At 71.6% G+C, this 20,051-nt stretch carries 19 protein-coding genes; 7 read left to right on the top strand and 12 right to left on the bottom strand.

Translation table 11 applies throughout. From position 1 onward, the window contains the following. Positions 1-82: 82 nt before the first annotated feature. Positions 83-271 (bottom strand): hypothetical protein, encoded by a 189-nt coding sequence (locus ABZ738_RS12385; protein WP_131053944.1) that lies wholly within the window; start codon positions 269-271, stop codon positions 83-85. Between the two features lie 88 nt (positions 272-359). Here ABZ738_RS12385 and ABZ738_RS12380 point away from each other — a divergent pair, with 88 nt between their 5' ends. Beyond that, entirely contained in the window at positions 360-1,277 is a 918-nt protein-coding gene (locus tag ABZ738_RS12380) for a nuclear transport factor 2 family protein (RefSeq protein ID WP_357212693.1), read from the top strand. A gap of 237 nt (positions 1,278-1,514) precedes the next feature. Here the strand turns inward: ABZ738_RS12380 and ABZ738_RS12375 are convergent, their stop codons facing one another. Then, positions 1,515-2,264, bottom strand: a complete 750-nt coding sequence (locus ABZ738_RS12375; protein ID WP_131053942.1) for a YebC/PmpR family DNA-binding transcriptional regulator — start codon at positions 2,262-2,264, stop codon at positions 1,515-1,517. Positions 2,265-2,873: 609 nt separating this feature from the next. Here ABZ738_RS12375 and ABZ738_RS12370 point away from each other — a divergent pair. Genes ABZ738_RS12370 through ABZ738_RS12360 form a run of 3 tightly spaced genes read left to right on the top strand, consistent with a single transcriptional unit; the run spans position 2,874 to position 5,727 of the window. Continuing rightward, positions 2,874-3,797 (top strand): hypothetical protein, encoded by a 924-nt coding sequence (locus tag ABZ738_RS12370; RefSeq protein ID WP_131053941.1) that lies wholly within the window; start codon positions 2,874-2,876, stop codon positions 3,795-3,797. Beyond that, the gene (locus ABZ738_RS12365) at positions 3,794-4,330 is read left to right on the top strand and encodes a hypothetical protein (protein ID WP_131053940.1); all 537 of its coding nucleotides are present in this window, start codon (positions 3,794-3,796) and stop codon (positions 4,328-4,330) included. The genes ABZ738_RS12370 and ABZ738_RS12365 overlap by 4 nt, the downstream gene beginning before the upstream one ends. A 14-nt stretch (positions 4,331-4,344) precedes the next feature. Beyond that, entirely contained in the window at positions 4,345-5,727 is a 1,383-nt protein-coding gene (locus tag ABZ738_RS12360; protein WP_357212690.1) for a type IV secretory system conjugative DNA transfer family protein, read from the top strand. 163 nt (positions 5,728-5,890) lie between these two features. Here ABZ738_RS12360 and pdxT read toward each other — a convergent pair whose 3' ends face one another. The 6 genes from pdxT to pgsA all read right to left on the bottom strand — a co-directional run bounded on the left by pdxT (position 5,891) and on the right by pgsA (position 10,823). Then, positions 5,891-6,496 carry a pyridoxal 5'-phosphate synthase glutaminase subunit PdxT gene (pdxT, locus tag ABZ738_RS12355; RefSeq protein ID WP_131053938.1) on the bottom strand — a complete coding sequence of 202 codons (606 nt, stop codon included), beginning with the start codon at positions 6,494-6,496 and terminating at the stop codon, positions 5,891-5,893. Positions 6,497-6,571: 75 nt separating this feature from the next. Continuing rightward, on the bottom strand, positions 6,572-7,480 hold the full coding sequence (gene pdxS / locus ABZ738_RS12350; RefSeq protein ID WP_131053937.1) for a pyridoxal 5'-phosphate synthase lyase subunit PdxS: 909 nt from the start codon (positions 7,478-7,480) through the stop codon (positions 6,572-6,574). A 148-nt stretch (positions 7,481-7,628) separates the two neighbouring features. Further along, positions 7,629-8,135, bottom strand: coding sequence for a hypothetical protein (locus ABZ738_RS12345; RefSeq protein ID WP_131053936.1), 507 nt, complete (start codon positions 8,133-8,135; stop codon positions 7,629-7,631). A gap of 26 nt (positions 8,136-8,161) precedes the next feature. Continuing rightward, positions 8,162-9,322: a glycosyltransferase family 4 protein gene (locus tag ABZ738_RS12340; RefSeq protein WP_131053935.1), complete on the bottom strand. Its 1,161-nt coding sequence runs from the start codon at positions 9,320-9,322 to the stop codon at positions 8,162-8,164. Between the two features lie 14 nt (positions 9,323-9,336). Further along, positions 9,337-10,215 (bottom strand): phosphatidylinositol mannoside acyltransferase, encoded by an 879-nt coding sequence (locus tag ABZ738_RS12335; protein ID WP_176093265.1) that lies wholly within the window; start codon positions 10,213-10,215, stop codon positions 9,337-9,339. Then, positions 10,212-10,823, bottom strand: coding sequence for a phosphatidylinositol phosphate synthase (pgsA, locus tag ABZ738_RS12330; protein ID WP_131054800.1), 612 nt, complete (start codon positions 10,821-10,823; stop codon positions 10,212-10,214). The genes ABZ738_RS12335 and pgsA overlap by 4 nt, the downstream gene beginning before the upstream one ends. 247 nt (positions 10,824-11,070) lie before the next feature. On the opposite strand from pgsA, the gene ABZ738_RS12325 reads away from it, so the two are divergent. Beyond that, positions 11,071-13,194 (top strand): elongation factor G-like protein EF-G2, encoded by a 2,124-nt coding sequence (locus tag ABZ738_RS12325; RefSeq protein ID WP_131054801.1) that lies wholly within the window; start codon positions 11,071-11,073, stop codon positions 13,192-13,194. Positions 13,195-13,325: 131 nt separating this feature from the next. On the opposite strand, the gene ABZ738_RS12320 is transcribed toward ABZ738_RS12325, so the two are convergent. The 3 genes from ABZ738_RS12320 to thrS all read right to left on the bottom strand — a co-directional run bounded on the left by ABZ738_RS12320 (position 13,326) and on the right by thrS (position 17,445). Then, a complete protein-coding gene (locus ABZ738_RS12320) occupies positions 13,326-14,384 on the bottom strand; it encodes an aldo/keto reductase (RefSeq protein WP_131054802.1) in 1,059 nt (352 codons plus the stop codon). Between the two features lie 349 nt (positions 14,385-14,733). Continuing rightward, complete coding sequence (locus ABZ738_RS12315) at positions 14,734-15,246, bottom strand: HIT domain-containing protein (protein WP_131054805.1); 513 nt, start codon at positions 15,244-15,246, stop codon at positions 14,734-14,736. 195 nt (positions 15,247-15,441) lie between these two features. Then, positions 15,442-17,445: a threonine--tRNA ligase gene (gene thrS, locus ABZ738_RS12310; protein ID WP_131054803.1), complete on the bottom strand. Its 2,004-nt coding sequence runs from the start codon at positions 17,443-17,445 to the stop codon at positions 15,442-15,444. Between the two features lie 200 nt (positions 17,446-17,645). Here thrS and ABZ738_RS12305 point away from each other — a divergent pair, with 200 nt between their 5' ends. After that, the gene (locus tag ABZ738_RS12305; protein ID WP_357212685.1) at positions 17,646-18,479 is read left to right on the top strand and encodes a DUF1775 domain-containing protein; all 834 of its coding nucleotides are present in this window, start codon (positions 17,646-17,648) and stop codon (positions 18,477-18,479) included. A 10-nt stretch (positions 18,480-18,489) separates the two neighbouring features. Here ABZ738_RS12305 and ABZ738_RS12300 read toward each other — a convergent pair whose 3' ends face one another. Beyond that, positions 18,490-19,230: an ADP-ribosylglycohydrolase family protein gene (locus ABZ738_RS12300; protein ID WP_357212683.1), complete on the bottom strand. Its 741-nt coding sequence runs from the start codon at positions 19,228-19,230 to the stop codon at positions 18,490-18,492. A gap of 72 nt (positions 19,231-19,302) precedes the next feature. On the opposite strand from ABZ738_RS12300, the gene ABZ738_RS12295 reads away from it, so the two are divergent. Further along, positions 19,303-19,992, top strand: a complete 690-nt coding sequence (locus ABZ738_RS12295) for a response regulator transcription factor (RefSeq protein ID WP_131054346.1) — start codon at positions 19,303-19,305, stop codon at positions 19,990-19,992. Positions 19,993-20,051 lie beyond the last annotated feature (59 nt).

Genomic DNA, 20,051 nt, shown 5'->3' with positions numbered 1-20,051 from the left:
CGCAGGATCTCCCGGCGGACGACCACGTCACCGGGATGGAAGCGTCCCGTCTCCGTCACCGCTCCTCCAGCGTGTGTGCTGGTCAGTCCCCCGCCAGCTCCGGCCGATGCTCCCTGATCCACGCCTGCACATCCGACTTCCGCCACACCTTGCCCATGGCGAGCACGGCAAGCGGCTCCGGGAAGTTGCGCTGGTTGGCGATGACCGACGCGCGCTGCCGGGAGACGTTCCCCAACATCTCGCGGATCTCCGACACGCCGACCAGCTCCATAGGTTGACAATGACAGCGACGATCACTCTCGACACCGACAACTACGGAGCCTATTGACACAGGCAATAGCTAGCGACAGCATGGAGATATGCGCACGCCCCACCCGCCGCCTGCTCGGCGTGAGCCGCTGGGTCGGCTGCATCCCGTGTACCAGCACCTGCCCGACCGACCCCACTGGACGTGTCGAGCCTGCTCACGGGACTGGCCGTGTCCGGCGGCCCGGATGCTGCTGCGGGTCGAGTACGACCTCGACCGGGTCGGTCTCGCCGTCTATCTCGGCGGCCAGTTGTTCGACGCCACCGGCGACCTGCTGCGGCTCACCGAGGGCCCGCTGCCGACACCCGGCGAGTTGTACAACCGCTTCCTGGCCTGGGCGACCCCACAGTCCTGGCGAGCACCACAGTCCCGGCGAGCACCACAGTCCCGGCGAGCACCACAGTCCCGGCGAGCACCACAGTCCTGGCGGCAGCCACAGGCCGGGCAAGCGCCGGAGCTCGGGCGGCAGCCACCGCCCCGGCGACAGCCACCTGAGCCGGCCGGAATGTCACCCGTGGCTGGTAGAAGTCCAGCACCCGCCGACCCGAGGAGCACGATCATGGACGTACGCGACGCGGCCCAACGATGGGCCGACGCCTGGGCCACGGGCTGGCCCGCCCAGGACGGGGAACGCATCGTCGAGTTGCAGGCCGAGCAGGGCGACCACTGGGCGTCGATGTTCCGCCCGTGCCGGGGCCGCGTCGGGCTGCGCGCCTACGTCGAGGAGTGCTTCGGCGAGGAGGCCCGACCGGCCGAGGTCTGGTTCGGCGTTCCCCGAGTCGACGGCGACACCGCGACCGTCGAATACTGGGCGATCACCTACCCGTACGACCAGCCGGTCACCCTCTCCGGCTGCACGGTGGTCCGTTTCGACGCCGACGGTCTGGTCGCCGAGTCCCGCGACTACTCGCACGCCAAGGAGGGCAGCTTCCCCCCACCCACCGGCCTGTTCGCCGACCGCCACCCGTAGATCTTGGACAGTTACCGTCCTGGCGGCGAAACGGCAACTCTCCAAGATCTCCGAGATGGCGACGCCGGACGCGCGGATCGGCACGGGCGGCGGAGACTCAGCCCCGGGGGCAAGCGCAGCGGAAGCTCAGCCCCAGGCCTGATCCCGCTGCGGCCGGTGGCCTGACGGACAGCGGACGGCCCGGCACCCGATGACCGGGTGCCGGGCCGTCCACGGATGCGTCGGCGGTGCGGCGGATCAGCCGACCGCCTCCATCACCTCGTCCGAGACGTCGAAGTTCGCGAAGACGTTCTGCACGTCGTCGCTGTCCTCCAGGACGTCGATCAGCTTGAATATCTTGCGGGCGCCCTCCTCGTCCAGCGGCACGGTGACGCTGGGGATGAGCGAGGACTCGGCCGACTCGTACTCGATGCCGGCGTCCTGGAGTGCGGTGCGCACGGCGATCAGGTCACCCGGCTCGGAGACCACCTCGAACGCCTCACCCAGGTCGTTGACCTCCTCGGCGCCCGCGTCGAGGACTGCCAGCATCACGTCGTCCTCGGTGGTGCCCGCCTTCGGCACGATCACCACGCCCTTGCGGGAGAACATGTACGACACCGAGCCGGCGTCGGCGAACGAGCCGCCGTTGCGGGTCAGCGCGGTGCGCACCTCGGTGGCGGCGCGGTTGCGGTTGTCGGTCAGGCACTCGATGAGCAGCGCGACGCCGTTCGGGCCGTACCCCTCATACATGATCGTCTGGTAGTCGGCGCCGCCGGCCTCCAGGCCGGAGCCGCGCTTGACCGCCCGGTCGATGTTGTCGTTCGGGACCGAGCTCTTCTTGGCCTTCTGGATCGCGTCGAAGAGGGTCGGGTTGCCGGCCGGGTCACCGCCGCCGGTCCGCGCCGCGACCTCGACGTTCTTGATCAGCTTGGCGAACATCTTGCCGCGCTTGGCGTCGATGACCGCTTTCTTGTGCTTGGTCGTCGCCCACTTTGAGTGGCCGGACATCTGTTACCTCCGTTGCTACCCGCCGTCTGCATCGACCGCACCGCGCACGCCCTGCTCCGCACCCGCGCACGCGGTGGTGCCGGTCAGCTCTGGTGGAAGCCTGGCGGCCAGATGGCCCTGCCGAATCTCGACAATCCTACCGACGTGCGGCAGGTGGTCGTCACCCGCCGCACGTCGGCCGCCGGCCCGATCTCTCCCGAGCTTCACAGATCAGACAAAAGCCACTGGATCGCACACCCGCCGCGTCGCCGAGCACCGCCTGCTCGGCCTGGTCCGGTCGGTGCGGCGCTCGACGACCGCCGCCTCGATCTCGGTGAGAGCGCGGTGAGCGCCTCGGCGCGCGCGGCGGCGGGCGCGATCCGTCCCGGTGCCGTCGGGTCGACGGAGTCGCCTTCTTGGCGGCTTCCCGACAGATGACGCAGAGGTCGCCGACGGCGCGCATCGCAATTCCCCTAAAACCGCCCGACGATCCTCCCCGGCACATCCGGCAATTGCCGAGGATCCGCCAAACGGGCATTCTTCCGGCCCCCGGGCACGCTTCTTCCGACTGGCCCGGGTGCCACACACTGTCGCTGTCGTGAGCAGCACACCGACCCCGGGAGGCGATACGTGCTGGAGGAATTCGAGGAATTCGGCCGCGATCTGCCGATGATCGGCAAGGGCGGCGTCAGCGCGCTCAACAAGTTCTCGCTCATGGTGGAACTGCCGTACGCGCAGGATCTCGACCTTCCGCCCGAGCACAAACGCGCCGTGGGTGCCCGGCTGTACCGCAGTGTCGCCGAGGTGCTGGAGGCCGCCGAACTGTACTCGGTGCAGCACCTGCGGCTGGACTGGTCCGACGGCAACATCGGGATCGTCTACGACGACTCGTCATTCGGCTTCCGGATGGCGATCCGGCGCGACCTGCGCATCATCCTCGAACGGCCCGGATCGTCGCTGCGCCTCTTCCACAATTGGTACCGGGTGTTCATGCCCTACATCCAGGGGCTGGTGTCGCGAATCGCCATCGACCTGTCCGACATCCTCCATTCCGATTTCGACCTGCAACCGATCCGGACCAGTTACCTCTTCTCCCTGCTCACCTACGATTTCATTCCGGTACGCGCACCCCGTCCGGTCAGCAGCCACCAACTGATCGGCAACCTGCTGTCGCACCGCCCCGGCGAGGACGGCCGATTCCTCTCCGTACCCAGCGGTGGTGCGGCCGGGCCGCTGCGCACCGGCCGGCTCGACGTGGAGATCTCCAACTTCCGGGAGGTCGCCCCCGACGTGCACGTCCGCGAGATCTACGACATCCAGGCCCCCTCGAACCAGGGCTACCGCGGCATCTGGCTGGACTTCTACTGCATCTCCGAGACCGTCGGCGACGGTGACCCGGCTCTGGAGTCGCGCATCGCCCCACGGCCCGAGTTCCTGCTGGAGCAGTACACGGTCCCGTACCGCGACTTCTTCCGGGACCGCGTCGTCAAGGGCTTCCTCGCCGACTTCTTCAAGGACTGCGAGTTCTCCTGCGCCGTCGGGACCATGCCGTGACGCAGGAGACGCTCAACGTCATCCAGTTCGCGGGGCTGGTGGCCACCTTCGTCTGCAGCATCGCCGCACTCTTCCTGTCCTGGCAGAACAACCGCTCCTCGGACCGGGAGGTGCGGGTCGCCGCCGAACAGCTACGTGCCTCGATCATCCCCGTCCCGATGATCCAGGACTCCCGGCTGACCTGGCGCGGGCAGACCCTGGTGGTGCTCTCCGTCCGGCTCCGCAACGTCGGTGCCGGGCCGATCCTCGGCATCCAGATCGCCGGCATCCGGATCGACCGCACCAGCCTGGCGTTCGAGGCCCTGAGCGCCCCGAAGGCGGACGTCGTCATGCCCACCACGGACGTCGAGCAGCGGCTCCGGTTCGTCGACCCACCGCAGATCGCGCAGCCGAGTCTGGTGCTCGTCGAGATCGAGTACTTCGACGTGCTGGGCAACCACTACCAGCAGCCGCTTCCGTTGACGGTCGTCTCCGGCACCGGCAGCGGCGCCATGGCCGGAGTCCGTCCCGCCCGCATCAGCCGGAACCCCTAGAGAGGCAGTCGCGGATGTCCAAGCTCATTCTCGGCCGGGCAGTCGTGCGTCACCTGGAACCCGAGCCGCTGTCCAAGAGCCAGTTCGCCCAACGGCGACCCAGCGACACCGGCGTACGCGCCCGCCTCGGACTGGGCGAGGAACACATCATCGACGACGCCGAACTGGGTCCGGTGGTCGCCTCGGACGACGACAGCCACCTGATGACGATCGCGCCCACCGGAGCCGGCAAGGGCCGGGACGTGATCATCCCGAACCTGCTCACCTACGAGGGTTCGGTGGTGGTGATCGACCCGAAGGGCGAGAACTACGACGTCACGCACGAGCACCGCCGGACCGTACTCGGCAACGAGATCGTGCTGCTCGACCCCTTCGGTGCCAGCCACGGCGGCAGCGACAAGCGTGGCTCGCTGAACCCGTTCGACGTGTTCGGTGCGCTGCGGCGCGACGACGACGCCGCCGAGGAGGCCGAGGACTTCGGCCGGGTCGTCTCCGACATCCTGATGGGCGGCATCCAGTCGCTGTCCGACCCGTTCTGGGACGAGATGGCGCAGCTGCTGATCGCCGCGCTCGCCACCGACCTGATGACCGGTCAGCCGGACCGCCCCGACACCCTGCAGGAGCTGCGTACCCAACTCTTCGAGTCGGACCTGCGCTACCGGCTCGCGGTGGCGCTGGACACCCGCTCGACGTCGATGCCACCGGGCACCCGGCAGGAGTTCGAGATGCTGCTCAGCATCGCGGACGCGGAGAAGACCTTCAGCGGGATCGTGGCGACCGCAGCCCAGCAGCTGGCCGCCTTCAGCTCCCGACGGACCGTGGACGCCACCGCCCGGACGAGCTTCGCGCTGAGCGACCTGACCGCCCCCGAGCGCCGGATCTCCATCTACGTGGTCATCCCGCCGCACAAGCTGCGGACCCATCAGCGTCTGCTGCGGGCCTGGGTGGGATGCCTGCTCTACTACGTGATGAACAGCCGGTCGATCAACCATTCCCGGCTGCTGTTCCTCATCGACGAGGCCGCCCAGCTCGGCCGCTTCTCGCTGCTCCAGGAGGCGATCACCCTGCTGCGCGGGTACGGGCTGCGCACCTGGACCTTCTGGCAGGACCTCGCGCAGTTGTCCAGCCTCTACGGCGTCGCCGCCGAGACCATGATCAACAACTCGGGCGTGCTCCAGGTGTTCAGCCCGGCGAACTTCGGTGCCGCCACCGCCCTGTCGCTGCGGATCGGGTGCAGCGTCGGTGAACTGCTGCAACTCGCCCCGGACGAGCAGGTCATCGCGTTCAAGAACGAATGGCCCACGAAGATGGAACGCTTCAACCACCTCACCGACCCGGTGCTACGCGGCTGGGCCCGCGCCAACCCCCGACACGGCACCCCACCACCGCCCGGGTGAGGCGTACGCCCGGGAGGTGGTCGACCCGCCGCGCGAGCGTGGCCACACCCGTGGTGGAGGTCGCGCGCGCTCCGCGCGAAGGCGACCCCCGCGTGCGTGGTCGAACCGCCCGCGCGAGCTGGTCTGCGCGATCCGACCGCGCGAGCGCGCCCCCGTGGCGCGGTCAGCCCGCCGTGCGGACCAGGTCCACGAAGTAGGCGTGCAGCCGCGCGTCGCCGGTGAGTTCCGGGTGGAACGAGGTGGCGAGCAGGTTGTCCTGGCGTACGGCCACGATCCGCCCGGCGGCCGGGCCGGCGGTGACCGTGCCGAGCACCTCGACGTCGTCGCCGACCCGCTCGACCCACGGGGCACGGATGAAGACGGCATGCAGCGGGCCGCCCTCGACCCCGGCGATCTCCACCGGTGCCTCGAACGAGTCGACCTGGCGGCCGAACGCGTTGCGCCGGACGGTCATCGAGATGCCGTCGAAGCCCCGCTGGTCCGGGCGGCCGTCGAGGACCTCGGTGGCCAGCATGATCATGCCGGCGCAGGAGCCGTAGACCGGCAGGCCGGCGGCGATGCGCTTGGCGATCGGCTCGCGCAACTCGAAGATGTCCACCAGCTTGCTGATCGTGGTGGACTCCCCGCCGGGGATGACCAGGCCGTCGACCGCGTCCAGCTCCGCCGGCCGGCGTACCGGTCGGGCCTGCGCGCCCGCCCCGGTCAGGGCGGCGACGTGCTCGCGGACGTCGCCCTGCAGGGCGAGCACACCGATCACGGGTGCCGTCACAGGCGTTCCTTCCGAGGTGTTAGCAGGGGTCCCCTGCTATGCACGAGGCGTTAGCAGGGGGCCCTTCCTTTCACGTCACCAGCCGCGGTCGGCGAGGCGGTGCGGGACCGGGATGTCGTCGACGTTGATGCCGACCATCGCCTCACCGAGCCCCCGGGAGACCTTGGCCAGCACGTCCGGGTCGTCGTGGAACGTGGTCGCCTTGACGATCGCGGCGGCCCGCTGCGCCGGGTTGCCGGCCTTGAAGATGCCGGAGCCGACGAAGACGCCCTCGGCACCGAGCTGCATCATCATCGCCGCGTCGGCGGGGGTGGCGATGCCACCGGCGGTGAACAGCACCACCGGCAGCTTGCCGCTCTCGGCGACCTCCTTGACCAGCTCGTACGGCGCCTGCAACTCCTTCGCCGCGACGAACAGCTCGTCGGTCGGCAGGGTGGAGAGCCGCCGGATCTCCTGGCGGATCTTGCGCATGTGGGTGGTGGCGTTGGAGACGTCACCGGTGCCGGCCTCGCCCTTGGAACGGATCATGGCCGCGCCCTCGGTGATCCGGCGCAGCGCCTCGCCCAGGTTGGTCGCCCCGCAGACGAACGGGACGGTGAACGCCCACTTGTCGATGTGGTTGGCGTAGTCGGCCGGGGTCAGCACCTCGGACTCGTCGACGTAGTCCACGCCGAGCGCCTGGAGGATCTGCGCCTCCACGAAGTGCCCGATCCGGGCCTTGGCCATCACCGGGATGGAGACCGCCTGGATGATGCCGTCGATCATGTCGGGGTCGCTCATCCGGGAGACCCCGCCCTGGGCGCGGATGTCGGCGGGGACCCGCTCCAGCGCCATCACCGCGACCGCTCCGGCGTCCTCGGCGATCTTGGCCTGCTCGGGGGTGACCACGTCCATGATCACGCCACCCTTGAGCATCTCGGCCATGCCGCGCTTGACGCGGCCGGTGCCGACGACCGGGGTGGCACTGCTGGTCGGGGAAGTCATCTGGGACAGGCTCCTCAGGCGGCTCGGGGCGGGGGCAGCGCAGATGCTACGCGCGGCGCGACGCCCCTCCGACAGCCAATTCCAGGCGTGGTGGCCTGCTCTGTGGCCCCGGTCACCCGCCTGCCGGGAGACCGGCGCAGAGAGCAGATCAGCGGGTACGCACGTCGACGGCGGGCACGGTCAGCGTCGGGTCGTCGATGTCGAAGTAGCGCGGCCAGGTGTGGCGCCGCCCCATCCGCAACAGCCGCACCAGCGGCCGTCCGCGCGCCGAACGGGCGTCCCGGACCAGGTCGGTGTGCACCTGCCGGGCCAACGCGAGTCGCCGGCTGGCCGCGATCACCGCGTCGCAGTCCGGGTCGGCGGGATCGAGTTCGACCGCACGCAACTGCCGGGTCAGGTCGTTCTCGGCCGCCTCCCGCTCGTCCGGGCCGGCGTCGAGCGCGATCCGCGCCGCCGCGTACAGCTCGACGCCGTACCGCCGCTCCGCCAGCACGGCCGCCGCAGCGGCCCGGCGTAGCAGATGGGCGTCCAGGGCCCGCGCGGCGAGCTGCGCACGGGACTGGAGCCGCTCGACCCGGCCGGCGGTCCAGATCAGGTACGCCGCCACCAGGGCGACGACCACCGTCGCGCCCACCACCCACCACATGCCCGGCATCGTAGTGCTGCTCCCGTTCCTCCCGGTCAGTCCGGCCCCACCCACTCCTGGTCGATCACCCGCCCGTCGGTCGCCTCGATCGCCGCTGCGTATACCTCCAGAACGCGCCGGGCAACCACGGGCCAGTCGAAATTCGCCACCACCTGGTGCCCGCAGGCGGTCAGCTCGGCCCGCTGGGCGGGATCGTCCAGCAGCTCGGCCAGGCGCCCGCGCAGCGTCACCGCGTCACCGGTGGGGAAGAGCCGCCCGGCCCGCCCGCCGTCGAGCACCCGGCGGAACGCGTCCAGATCGCTGGCGACGACCGTGGTGCCGGCGGCCAGCGCCTCGGTGAGGATCATGCCGAAGGACTCGCCGCCGGTGTTCGGCGCCACGTACAGGTGCACACTACGCAGCATCCGGGCCTTCTCCTCCTCGGAGACCAGCCCGAGGAAGGTCACCCGATCCCGAAGATCGGGCGGAAACTGGTCGAACAGGTCGTCCCGGTCCCCCGGTCCGGCGACCAACAGGCGCAACCCGGGGCGCTGCCGGGCCAACTCCACGAACGCGTCGCGCAGGATCGGGAACCCCTTGCGGGGCTCGGTGAACCGGCCCAGGAAGCCCAGCGTCCCGCCGTCGCCCGGCGCGTACTCGCCCGGCCAGCCCGGCAGCGGCGCCACCCCGGCGAACTTGGCCACCGCCACCCCGTTGGGGATCTCCACCGCACCGCCGTCCAGGTGCTCGACCTGCACCTTGCGGGCCAGCGCGCTGACCGCGATCCGCGCGGTGATGCGTTCCAGCACGATCTGCAGGACGCCCTGGGCGACCGAGAGCACCCGGGAGCGGGTCATCGCGGTGTGGAAGGTGGCCACCACCGGCCCCCGCGCGGAGAGCACGGCGAGCATGGAGAGGCTCAACGTCAGCGGCTCGTGCACGTGCAGCACGTCGAAGTCGCCCCGGGTGATCCACCGGCGCACCCGGGCGGTGGAGACCGGGCCGAACGCGATCCGGGCCACCGAGCCGTTGTACGGCAGCGGCACCGACCGGCCGGCCGGCACCACGTACGGCGGCAGCGGCGAGTCCTCGTCCGCCGGAGCCAGCACACTCACCTCGTGGCCGAGCCCGATCAGCGCCTCGGCGAGATCCATGACGTGGTTCTGCACCCCGCCCGGCACGTCGAAGGAGTACGGGGAGACGATGCCGATCCGCATTGCGTCCCGTCCCCTCAGTCCAGCCACATCCGCTGCAACATGTGCCAGTCTTGCGGATGCCGGGCGATGCCCGACGCGAGACCGTCGGCGATCCGCTGGGTCAGCGTACGGACCCGCTCGTCCAGCGAGCCCTCCGCCGGCCCCGGCAGCGGCAACGGCCCCTCGATCGAGGCGCACGCCGTATCCGCTTCGTACCACAGCGACGCCACGTACAGCGGGGCACCGGTGCGCAGCGCCAGCAGCGCCGGACCGGCCGGCATCCGACTCCGGCCGCCGAAGAAGTCCACCTCCACGCCCCGGGCGGAGAGGTCGCGGTCGGCCAGCAGCGGCACCACCGCACCGGCCTGGAGCCGGTCGGTCAGCACGTCGATGGGCTGACGGTCTCCCCCGGTGGTGGGCAGGATCTCCATGCCCAGGCCCTCCCGGAATGCCACGAACCGCTCGAAGACCCCCTCCGGCTTGAGCCGCTCGGCGACGGTGGAGAGCGGCCACCCGTTGGCCGCCACCCAGGCACCGGCCAGGTCCCAGTTACCGGCGTGCGGCAGCGCGACCACCGCGCCCCGCCCGGCCGCCACGTCGGCGGCGAGCATCTCGGTGCCGTCCAGCCGGAAACCGGCGAGCACCTGCTCCCGGCTCAGCGACGGCAGCCGGAACACCTCCATCCAGTAGCGGGAGTACGACCGCAGGCCCGCCCGGACCAGCTCGTCCAGCTCCTGGTCGGGCAGCTCCGGACCGACCACCCGGCGCAGGTTGGCGCGCAGCCGGCTGGCACCCCTGCCCCGACGGCGGTGGGCCCGGTCCGCCACCGCGTCGAACGCCGCCGCCGCCACCGGCCGGGGCAGCACCCGGACCAGCCGCCAGCCGGCGACGAACCCGAGTTCGGTGAGGTTCACCTGAGCTGGGCCTGCCGGTAGACGTACCGCATCCGCTGGCCGACGGTGAACAGCGACACCGCCGCCAGCAGCCAGAGCGCGATCGGCAGCGCCGCCGGGTGGACCAGCGCGGCGAGCACGCCGCCGACGCCGACGATCAGCAGCCGCTCCGTACGCTCCGCGATGCCCACGTCGCCGCTCATCCCGAGCCCCTCGGCGCGGGCCTTGACGTACGAGACGAGACCCCCCGCGGCCAGGCAGATCAACGCGGCGGCCATGCCCCCGCGGTCCCCCTCCCCGGCCAGATAGAAGGCGACCGCGCCGAAGACGGCGCTGTCGGCGACCCGGTCCATGCTGGAGTCGAGGAACGCGCCGAACTTGGTGGACCCGCCGCTCATCCGGGCCATCGTCCCGTCGAGCAGGTCGGTGAGCGCGAAGACCGTCACGATCAGCGCACCGGCGACCAGATGGCCGCGTGCACCGAAGCCGAGTGCGCCGATGAGCACTCCGACGGTGCCCGCGACGGTGACCGCGTTGGGGGACACGCCCGCGCGCAGCAGGCTGCGGGCGATCGGCTCGACGACGCGGGTCATCCCCGCGCGGGCCGACACTTGGAAGATCTTCGCCATGGCGGTCCCACGATAACGGTCGGCTCCCTGGCCGACGACACCGCCGGTCCGCGTGGCAAGGCTTGTGTCGGTCCGCCTGCGGGTGTGAGATCGAGCAGTAAGGTGACGCGGCTCACCCGACCACCCGTTGACTGCACGCTGCGGAGCGGTCCCCCGGAAGATATCGCCGCAGTACCCGCCCGGGCCGCGTCTCCGTCGCGCGCGGCGGTCGCCACCTACCACCACCGGTTGAGGGAGGTGCGCCCCGATGGCGCAGAAGAGTCACGACAAGGGGCCCGCCGGCGGCGTGCCGGCGGTGACCGACCCCGCCAGGATCCGCAACGTGGTGCTCGTCGGGCACTCCGGGGCGGGCAAGACCACGCTCGTCGAGGCGTTGCTCGCCGCCAGCGGCACGATCGACCGGCCGGGTTCGATCGCCGACGGGACCACCGTCTGCGACCACGACCCCGCCGCCGTACGCCAGCAGCGCTCGGTGGCGCTCTCCTGCGCGCCGCTGCACCACGACGGGATCAAGGTCAACCTGCTGGACACGCCCGGCTACGCCGACTTCGTCGGCGAGTTGCGGGCCGGACTGCGGGCCGCCGACGCCGCCCTGTTCGTGGTCTCCGCCGTCGACGGCATGGACGCCGCCACCGCCGCGCTCTGGGAGGAGTGCGCCGCCGTCGACATGCCCCGGGCGGTGGCCGTCGCCCGCCTGGACCACCCGCGCGCCGACTTCGACGAGGCGGTGGCGCTGTGCCAGCGCGTCTTCGGCGACAACGTGGTCCCGCTCTACCTGCCGATGCTGGGTGACGACGGCGAGTCCACCGCCGGCCTGCTCGGGCTGATCACCCGACGGGTCTTCGACTACACCGCCGGCCTGCCCGCGCAGGTCCGCGAACCCGACCCGGAGCACCTGCCGGCGATCGCGGAGTCCCGCGACGAGCTGATCGAGGGGATCATCGCGGAGAGCGAGGACGAGACCCTGATGGACCGGTACCTCGGCGGCGAGGAGATCGATCCCGCCCTGCTGGTCGAGGACCTGGAGAAGGCCGTCGCCCGAGGTCACTTCTATCCGGTGGTGCCGGTCTGCGCGGCCACCGGCGTCGGGCTGGACGTGCTGCTGGAGGTGCTCACCGCCGGATTCCCGTCCCCGCCCGAGCACGACCTGCCGCCGGTCACCGGCGTCGACGGCTCGCCCCGCCCGCCGCTGACCTGCGACCCGGACGGTCCCCTGGTCGCCGAGGTGGTCAAGACGACCGTGGACCGGCACGTCGGGCGGGTCTGCGTGGTACGCGTCTTCTCCGGCACGCTGACTCCGGACCGTACCGTGCACATCGCCGGACACGGCCTGGCCGAACGCGGCCACCCGGACCACGACGCCGACGAGCGCGTCGCCCACCTCTACAGCCCGCTGGGCGCCACACTGCGCGAGGTCGGTGTCGCGGTGGCCGGTGACATCTGCGCGATCACCAAGTCCGGCAGCGCGGAGACCGGCGACACCATCTCGGCCAAGGACGACCCGCTGCTGATCGCCCCGTGGGAGATGCCCGAGCCGCTGCTGCCGGTGGCCGTGGTCGCGAAGACCCGCTCGGACGAGGACGCGTTGGCCCGCAACCTGGCCCGGTTGGTGGCGGGTGACCCGACGATGCGGCTGGAACGCAACCCGGATACCCACCAGGTGGTGCTCTGGTGCATGGGCGAGGCACACGCCGACGTGGTCCTGGACCGGTTGCGCGCCGGCGGGGTCGAGGTGGACACCGAACCGGTGCGGGTGCCGATGCGGGAGACCCTGACCGCACCGGCCCGTGGACACGGCCGGCACGTCAAACAGTCCGGCGGGCACGGCCAGTACGCGGTCTGCGACATCGAGGTGGAACCGCTGCCGCGCGGAGCCGGCTTCGATTTCGTCGACCGGGTCGTCGGCGGCGCCGTACCGCACCACTACGTCCCCTCGGTCGAGAAGGGCGTACGCGCCCAGATGGAACGCGGGCTGGTCGCCGGTCACCCGGTGGTGGACCTGCGGGTGACCCTGGTCGACGGCAAGGCACACAGCGTCGACTCCTCCGACGCGGCGTTCCAGACCGCCGGGGCGCTGGCCCTGCGCGACGCCGCCGAGCAGGGCGCACCGGTCGTGCTGGAGCCGATCGACGAGGTGACGGTCCGGGTCCCCGACGGCAACGTGGGCGCGGTGATGGGTGACCTCTCCGGTCGACGCGGCCGGGTGCTCGGCACCGAACCGGACCCGGACGCCGAGGGCCGCACCCTGGTACGCGCCGAGGTGCCCGCGACGGGTCTGCTCCGGTACGCGGTGGAGCTGCGCGCGATGACCGCCGGCACCGGCACCTTCCACCGCCGCTTCCTCCGCTTCGACTCCCATCCCACCCCCTGACACCACCGCCGTCGCCCGCCCGCCGTCGCCGCCCGCCCGCCGTCGCCGCGATCATGGACTTGTGGCTGTCCATTGGTCCGAATTTGGCCTTTTGGGAGCGCCACAACTCCATGATCGGCGCGAAGGTGTGGTCAGGGGCGGGCGGTGGGGAGCATGGGGCTGGGCCAGTAGGGGCGGTCCACCTCACGCAGGGCGGCCGAGCGCAGGGCGGCGAGTCGGCGTTCGACCTCGGCGAAGTGGTCCGGGCGCAGCGGACCGAGGGCCAGGGCGGCGGCGTTCTCCTCGACCTGGGCGACCGTACGGCACCCCGGAATCGGGATGGTGCGGTCGCTGCGGGCCCAGATCCAGCCCAGCGCGCCCTGCGCCAGGGTGCGCCCGTCGGCGGTCAGCGCCGCCCGCACGGCGTGCACCCGACGCAGCCACTCCGGCGCGGGCCGCCCACCCCGGAACCACTCCAGCCATCCCGAGGTCATCCCCCGGACGTCGTCGTGCGGCAGCGTCGAACAGTGGTGGTACTTGCCGGTGAGCAGCCCCATCCCCAGCGGCCCCCGGTTGACGCTGGCCAGGTCGTACTTGTCGCAGACCGCGAGCAGGTCGGGGGCGTCCCGGAGGACCGACAGGCTGTGCTGGACGACCGCGCCGTGCCGGGCGTCCTGACCGAGCGCGACGGCCCGGTCGACCCGGTCGGTGCTCCAGCCGTACGCCCGCACCAGCCCGTCGGTGACCAGGTCCTCCAGGACGCCGATCAACGCCTGCGCCGGGGCGACCGGCAGGTCGGCCAGGTGCAGTTGGTACAGGTCGATCCGATCGGTGCCGATACGGCGCAGCGAGTCCCGTACCGCCCGGTGCAGGTATGCCGGGGACGCGTCCCTGCCGGTGGCCTGCCGGGACCGCTCGTCGAACGTGTACCCCCACTTGGTGGCGATCACCGCCTCGTCGCGCCGGCGGCCCAGGGCCCGGCCGAGGAGCCGTTCGCCGTGCCCGGCACCGTACGAGTCGGCGGTGTCGAAGAGGGTCACGCCGAGGTCGAGGGCGCGGCGGACCGCCCGGACGGACTCCTCGTCGTCGACCGCCCCCCAGCCGAGCGGGGTGTGTCCCTCGGACCAGGGGCCAGCGATCGCCCAGCAGCCCATGCCGAGGGCACTGACCTCGATCCCGCTGCGCCCGAGCGTCCGCGTCGACTCCGCCACCGGCGCATCGTGCCATCTTCCGGACAGGGTTTGACAGACATCCAGCACGATCATCCGTACGGGGGACCGTCTCCCACGGATCACCCCTGATCGACCCGGATCCGCCCCGTTTCGTGCCCCACCCGGACGACCTGCGGATCGGCCCGGATCCGGTTTCCCTCCCCGCCCCCTTTGCTCTGCTCACCGATACGCATCGACTTCAGCGCGTAACCGTTGCGTGGGGTGAAGCAGAGCAAAGGCGGCGCAGCGGTAGCGGTCGGCGCACACCTCGCCGGCCCCAGGGCGGAGGCGAGGCGCGAGGCGCGGAGCCCAGGGTGCCGGAGGCGCGGCGCGAGAGGCGCGGGTGAGGTCAGGTCGGCCAGGCGCGTACGAGCAGGTCCCGGGTGTCGCCGAGCAGTTGCGGCAACACCTTGGTCTGCCCGATCACCGGCATGAAGTTGGCGTCGCCGCCCCAGCGGGGCACCACGTGCTGGTGCAGGTGGGCGGCGATGCCGGCGCCCGCCACCCCGCCCTGGTTCATGCCCAGGTTGAAGCCGTGCGCATTGCTGACCTTGCGGATCACCCGCATGGCGGCCTGGGTGAACGACGCCAGCTCGACCGTCTCCGGCTCGTCCAGGTCGGTGTAGTCGGCCACGTGACGGTACGGGCAGACCAGCAGATGCCCCGGGTTGTACGGATAGAGGTTGAGCACCACGAAGACGTGCTCGCCCCGCGCCACGACCAGGCTCTCCTCCGCCGACCGGGCCGGCGCCAGGCAGAACGGGCAACCGGAGGGCTGCTCGTACCCGCCCTCGGGTCGGTCCTCGCCGGAGATGTAGGTCATCCGGTGGGGCGTCCAGAGCCGGTCCAGCCCGTCGGCCATGTCCCTGTCGCTGTGCTCGTCCGCTCCCCCAGTCACACCGGCGATCCTACGGCCCCAACGGGCGGGTGCCGAGCCTCGGCCCGGCACCCGTCGTGAGCGGAGAAGCGGCACGCGTCGTGATCAGTGGAGCGGCACGCGCCGTGATGTGAGGAAGGGTCCCCTGCTCTACCGCAGGCGTTAATAAGGTGCCCTTCCTTACATCTGGGCGGAGGGGCCGACGTTGGTGCGGGTGCGGACGACGTCGAGTACGTGGGAGACCGCCTCGTCCAGCGGCACCCCGTTGCGCTGCGAGCCGTCACGGTAGCGGAACGAGACGGTGCCGGCGGCCACGTCGTCGTCCCCCGCGATCACCATGAACGGGATCTTCTGCTGCTGGGCAGTGCGGATCTTCTTCTGCATCCGGTCGTCACCGGCGTCCACCTGGGCGCGGACGCCCTCGGCGCGCAGCGCGGCGACGAAGCCGTGCAGATAGTCGGCGTGGTCCTCACGGATCGGGATGCCGACCACCTGCACCGGGGCCAGCCAGGCCGGGAACGCCCCGGCGTAGTGCTCGGTGAGCACGCCGAAGAACCGCTCGATCGAGCCGAACAACGCCCGGTGGATCATGACCGGCCGCTGCCGGGTGCCGTCGGCGGCCTGGTACTCCAGACCGAAGCGCTCCGGCAGGTTGAAGTCGACCTGGATGGTGGACATCTGCCAGGTCCGGCCGATGGCGTCCTTGGCCTGCACGGAGATCTTGGGGCCGTAGAAGGCCGCGCCACCCGGGTCGGGCACCAGGTCCAGGCCGGACTCCTCGGCCGCCGACCGCAGCGCCTCGGTGGCCCGCTCCCAGTTCTCGTCGGTGCCGACCGACTTCTCCGGGTTGCGGGTGGACAGCTCCAGATAGAAGTCGTCCAGCCCGTAGTCGCGCAGGAGTTCGAGCACGAAGGCGAGCAGGGACTTCAGCTCCCCCGCCATCTGCTCCTCGGAGCAGAAGATGTGCGCGTCGTCCTGGGTCATGCCGCGCACCCGGGTCAGGCCGTGCACCACACCGGACTTCTCGTACCGGTAGACCGTGCCGAACTCGAACATCCGCAGCGGCAACTCGCGGTAGGAGCGACCACGGGACCGGAAGATCAGGTCGTGCATCGGGCAGTTCATCGGCTTGAGGTAGTAGCTGGCGCCGTCCACCTCCATGGGCGGGAACATGCCGTCGGCGTACCAGTCGAGGTGCCCGGAGACCTCGTAGAGGTGGCCCTTGGTGATGTGCGGGGTGTTGACGAAGTCGTACCCGGCCTGCTCGTGCTTGATCCGCGAGTAGTTCTCCATCTCGCGGCGGATGATGCCGCCCTTGGGGTGGAAGACCGCCAGGCCGGAGCCGAGCTCGTCGGGGAAGCTGAACAGGTCGAGGTCCGCGCCGAGCTTGCGGTGGTCGCGCCGGGCCGCCTCCTCCAGCAGCTTCAGGTACGCCTTGAGCGCGTCCCGGGTCGGCCACGCGGTGCCGTACACCCGCTGGAGCTGGGGGTTCTTCTCGCTACCCCGCCAGTAGGCGGCGGCCGAGCGCATCAGCTTGAACGCGCCGATCAGCCGGGTGTTGGGCAGGTGCGGGCCCCGGCACAGGTCGGACCAGCAGACCTTGTCGGAGTCGGCGGCGAGGTTGTCGTAGATGGTCAGCTCGCCGCCGCCCACCTCCATCACCTCGGAGGAGTCCAGCCCCTCGCCCTTGACGTCGATGAGCTCCAGCTTGAACGGCTCGGCCGCCAGCTCGACCTTGGCCTCGTCGAGGCTGTCGAAGCGCCGCCGCCGGAACCGCTGTCCGGACTTGACGATCTCCTGCATCCGCTTCTCGACCTTGGCGAGGTCGTCCGGCTGGAAGGGCTTCTCCACCGCGAAGTCGTAGTAGAAGCCGTTCTCGATCGGCGGACCGATGCCGAGGCGGGCCTCGGGGAAGACGTCCTGCACCGCCTGGGCCAGCACGTGGGCGGTCGAGTGCCGCAGCACGTCGAGCCCGTCCGGCGAGTCCAGCGCGACCGGCTCGACGGCGGTCTCCTCGGCCGGACGCCAGTCCAGGTCGCGCAGGGTGCCCTGCGGGTCGCGGACCACCACGATCGCCTTCGGGCCGGTGGTGGGCAACCCGGCCGCCGCCACCGCGTCGGCCGCCGTGGTCCCGGCGGCGACGACGACGGGGTCGGCCACGGCGGGGGTACGGGGTGCGGACACGGGTGAACTCCTCGCAGCAGATGTGACGGAAAGGTGCCGGTGACGGCTCACCGCGATGGTATCGGTCGGCGTGGTGGCCACCGTCCCCGACACCGTAGGGGACGAATCCCGCCACCGTTGAACCTTTTCGGCCCGGGATCCGAACTACCAGGTGTGGCCGGAGCCGGTTCCGGCCACGTCGATGTGGAGGGGAACCCAGCATGGCGATGACGCGCGGCGGCAGCCGTCGACGCCGGGGCGCGCTGGTGGCCGCCCTGGCCACGGCCGGGGTACTGCTCTGGCCCGCGAGCACGGCGTGGGCCGACGGTGTGACGTTCACTCCGGCCGAGGCCCAGCAGGGCAACTCGGTCAAGCTCGAGTTCGTGGTGCCCGACGAGCGGCCCGGGGTCCGGACCGAACGGATCGAGATCCGGATGCCGGTGGAGACGCCGGTGGCCGAGGTGTATCCGCTCTCGGTGGAGGGCTGGGCACCCGCGATCACTCCCCGCAAACTGGACGTCCCGATCGCGGGCATGCACGGCCCGGCGACCGACGTGGTGACCGCCGCGTTGACCTGGACCCGGGCCTCGGGGCCGGCGGCGCAGGGACCGGCCCGGCTGATGTTCTCGATGGCGCCGCTGCCGCAGACCGAGCAGGTGCAGTTCGCGCTGACCCAGACCTACGCCGACGGCCTCCAGGTGCACTGGGGCAACGGTCCCGGCCAGCGTCCGCTGCCCGCGCTGACCCTCACCCCGGGCGACCCGGCGTACCCGGGTGCCGCCCACGGCGCTCACGGCGCGGCCCCCGGCGGGGCCGCGCCGGGCGATCCCGCGCCGGCCGCCGCCACGCCCGACGAGGGCCCGAACGCCAACAGCCTGCTCGCCGCCGGCCTGGTCGCCGGTCTCGGCGGCGGCGCGGTGATCGGCTGGCTGATCAGTCGACGCCGCCGCAGCACCGCCGAGGAGATCGACCGGTCGGTCCTCGACGAGCAGCCCACCGCCGAGCCGACGGCCGACGCCGAGTCGACGCCGGTCCCGGCCGCCGCGACCCGTTGAGCGTGGCGGGTCAGCCGGTCCAGTCGGGTAGGGGTTCCCGGGCCGCCAGCCAGTCGGCCGGTACCCCGCCCGGGGTGCCCACTCCGGTGTGGGCGGCCACCACCGAGCCGGCGATGGCGGCGGTGGTGTCCACGTCACCGCCCGCCTGGACGCAGGCCCGGATCGCCGCCGGATAGTCGGTCAGGTGCACGGCGGCCACCCACAGGGTGAAGGCGACGGTGTCCTGTGCGGTGACCCGCGCGCCGTTGCCGACCGCCGCCACGACCTCGGGCAGTGGGCGGTCGAGCAGCCGGGCGACCCGACGTACGGTGTGGTGCACCTCGGTCGCCGGGTCCAGCGCGGCGGCCACCCCGGCGAGCAGGCGGGCCGGGTCGGGGCGGTCCCCGTCCCGCCGCGCGCGGGCGGCCAGCGAGGCGGCGACCGGCCACGGGGTGCCGGTCCGGATCAGGCGCAGGATGCGGACCGCGCCCGGCCCGTACCCCCGGTACGGCTCGCAGCGCTCGGCGAAGGCCAGGGCGAGGGCGTCCCGGTCGACGCGGCCGTTCTCGGCCAGCGCCGCCACGACCGAGCAGGCCATCTCGGTGTCGTCGGTCCACTGCCACGGTGGCGGGGGAAGCCGGCCGGCGGTCAGGTCGGCCGGGGTGTTGCCGGGGACGAAGTACTGGGAGCCGAGGGCGCCGCCGACCGAGAGGCCGGCCAGCGAGTCCCGGGCCAAGGACAGGCGGGTGTCGGGATAGCGGGTGAAGGTCATCGTCGTACCAGCTTGGCGCGTTGTCGGGTGGGCCGCAACGACGTACCGCGCCACTCCGAGTACCGTTCTGGCGTGGCCACCGTCCTGCTGGTCGAAGACGATCACGTCGTACGCGGCGCGATGCTTCGTTCCCTCACCGACCGGGGCCACGCTGTGCACGCGGTCGGCACCGCGCTGGACGCGCTGCGCCGGGTGGCCGCCGAGACCCCCGATCTGGTCGTGCTCGACCTGGGCCTGCCGGACCTGGACGGGTCGGACGCGCTGCGGATGCTGCGCGGCATCACCGACGTACCGATCATCATCGCCACCGCCCGCGACGACGAGCAGTCCGTGGTGAAGCTGCTGCGGGCCGGCGCCGACGACTACATGGTCAAACCGTTCACCGGCGCGCACCTGGACGCGCGGATCACCACCGTGCTGCGCCGGGTCGGCCGCGCCAGTCGCGGCGTGGCACCGGCCGTGCACAGCGTCGGCGGGCTCCGGGTCGACGTCGGTGAACGCAGCGCCCTCCTGGACGGTGAGGCGCTGGCGCTGACACGTAAGGAATTCGACCTGCTGGCCTATCTCGCCGCCCGACCTGGCCGGGTAGTGTCCCGGCGGGAACTCTTGGAGGAGGTATGGCGGCAGCCATCGGTCGGCGAGGACCAGACAATCGACGTGCACCTGTACTGGCTACGCCGCAAAATGGGCGAGTCCGCGGCGAAACCCCGCTACCTTCGCACCGTGCGGGGGGTGGGCTTCCGGCTGGTGGCGCCGGACTGAGGCGCTCGCTGGCGCTGCTGACCGGCGGCACCGGCATCCTGCTGGCACTGGCCTTCCTG

The organism is Micromonospora sp. NPDC047793 (assembly GCF_040642635.1).
Classification (GTDB): Bacteria; Actinomycetota; Actinomycetes; order Mycobacteriales; family Micromonosporaceae; genus Micromonospora.
The sequence above is the reverse complement of the archived record's forward strand: the minus strand, read 5'-3'. Positions and strand labels throughout refer to the sequence as shown.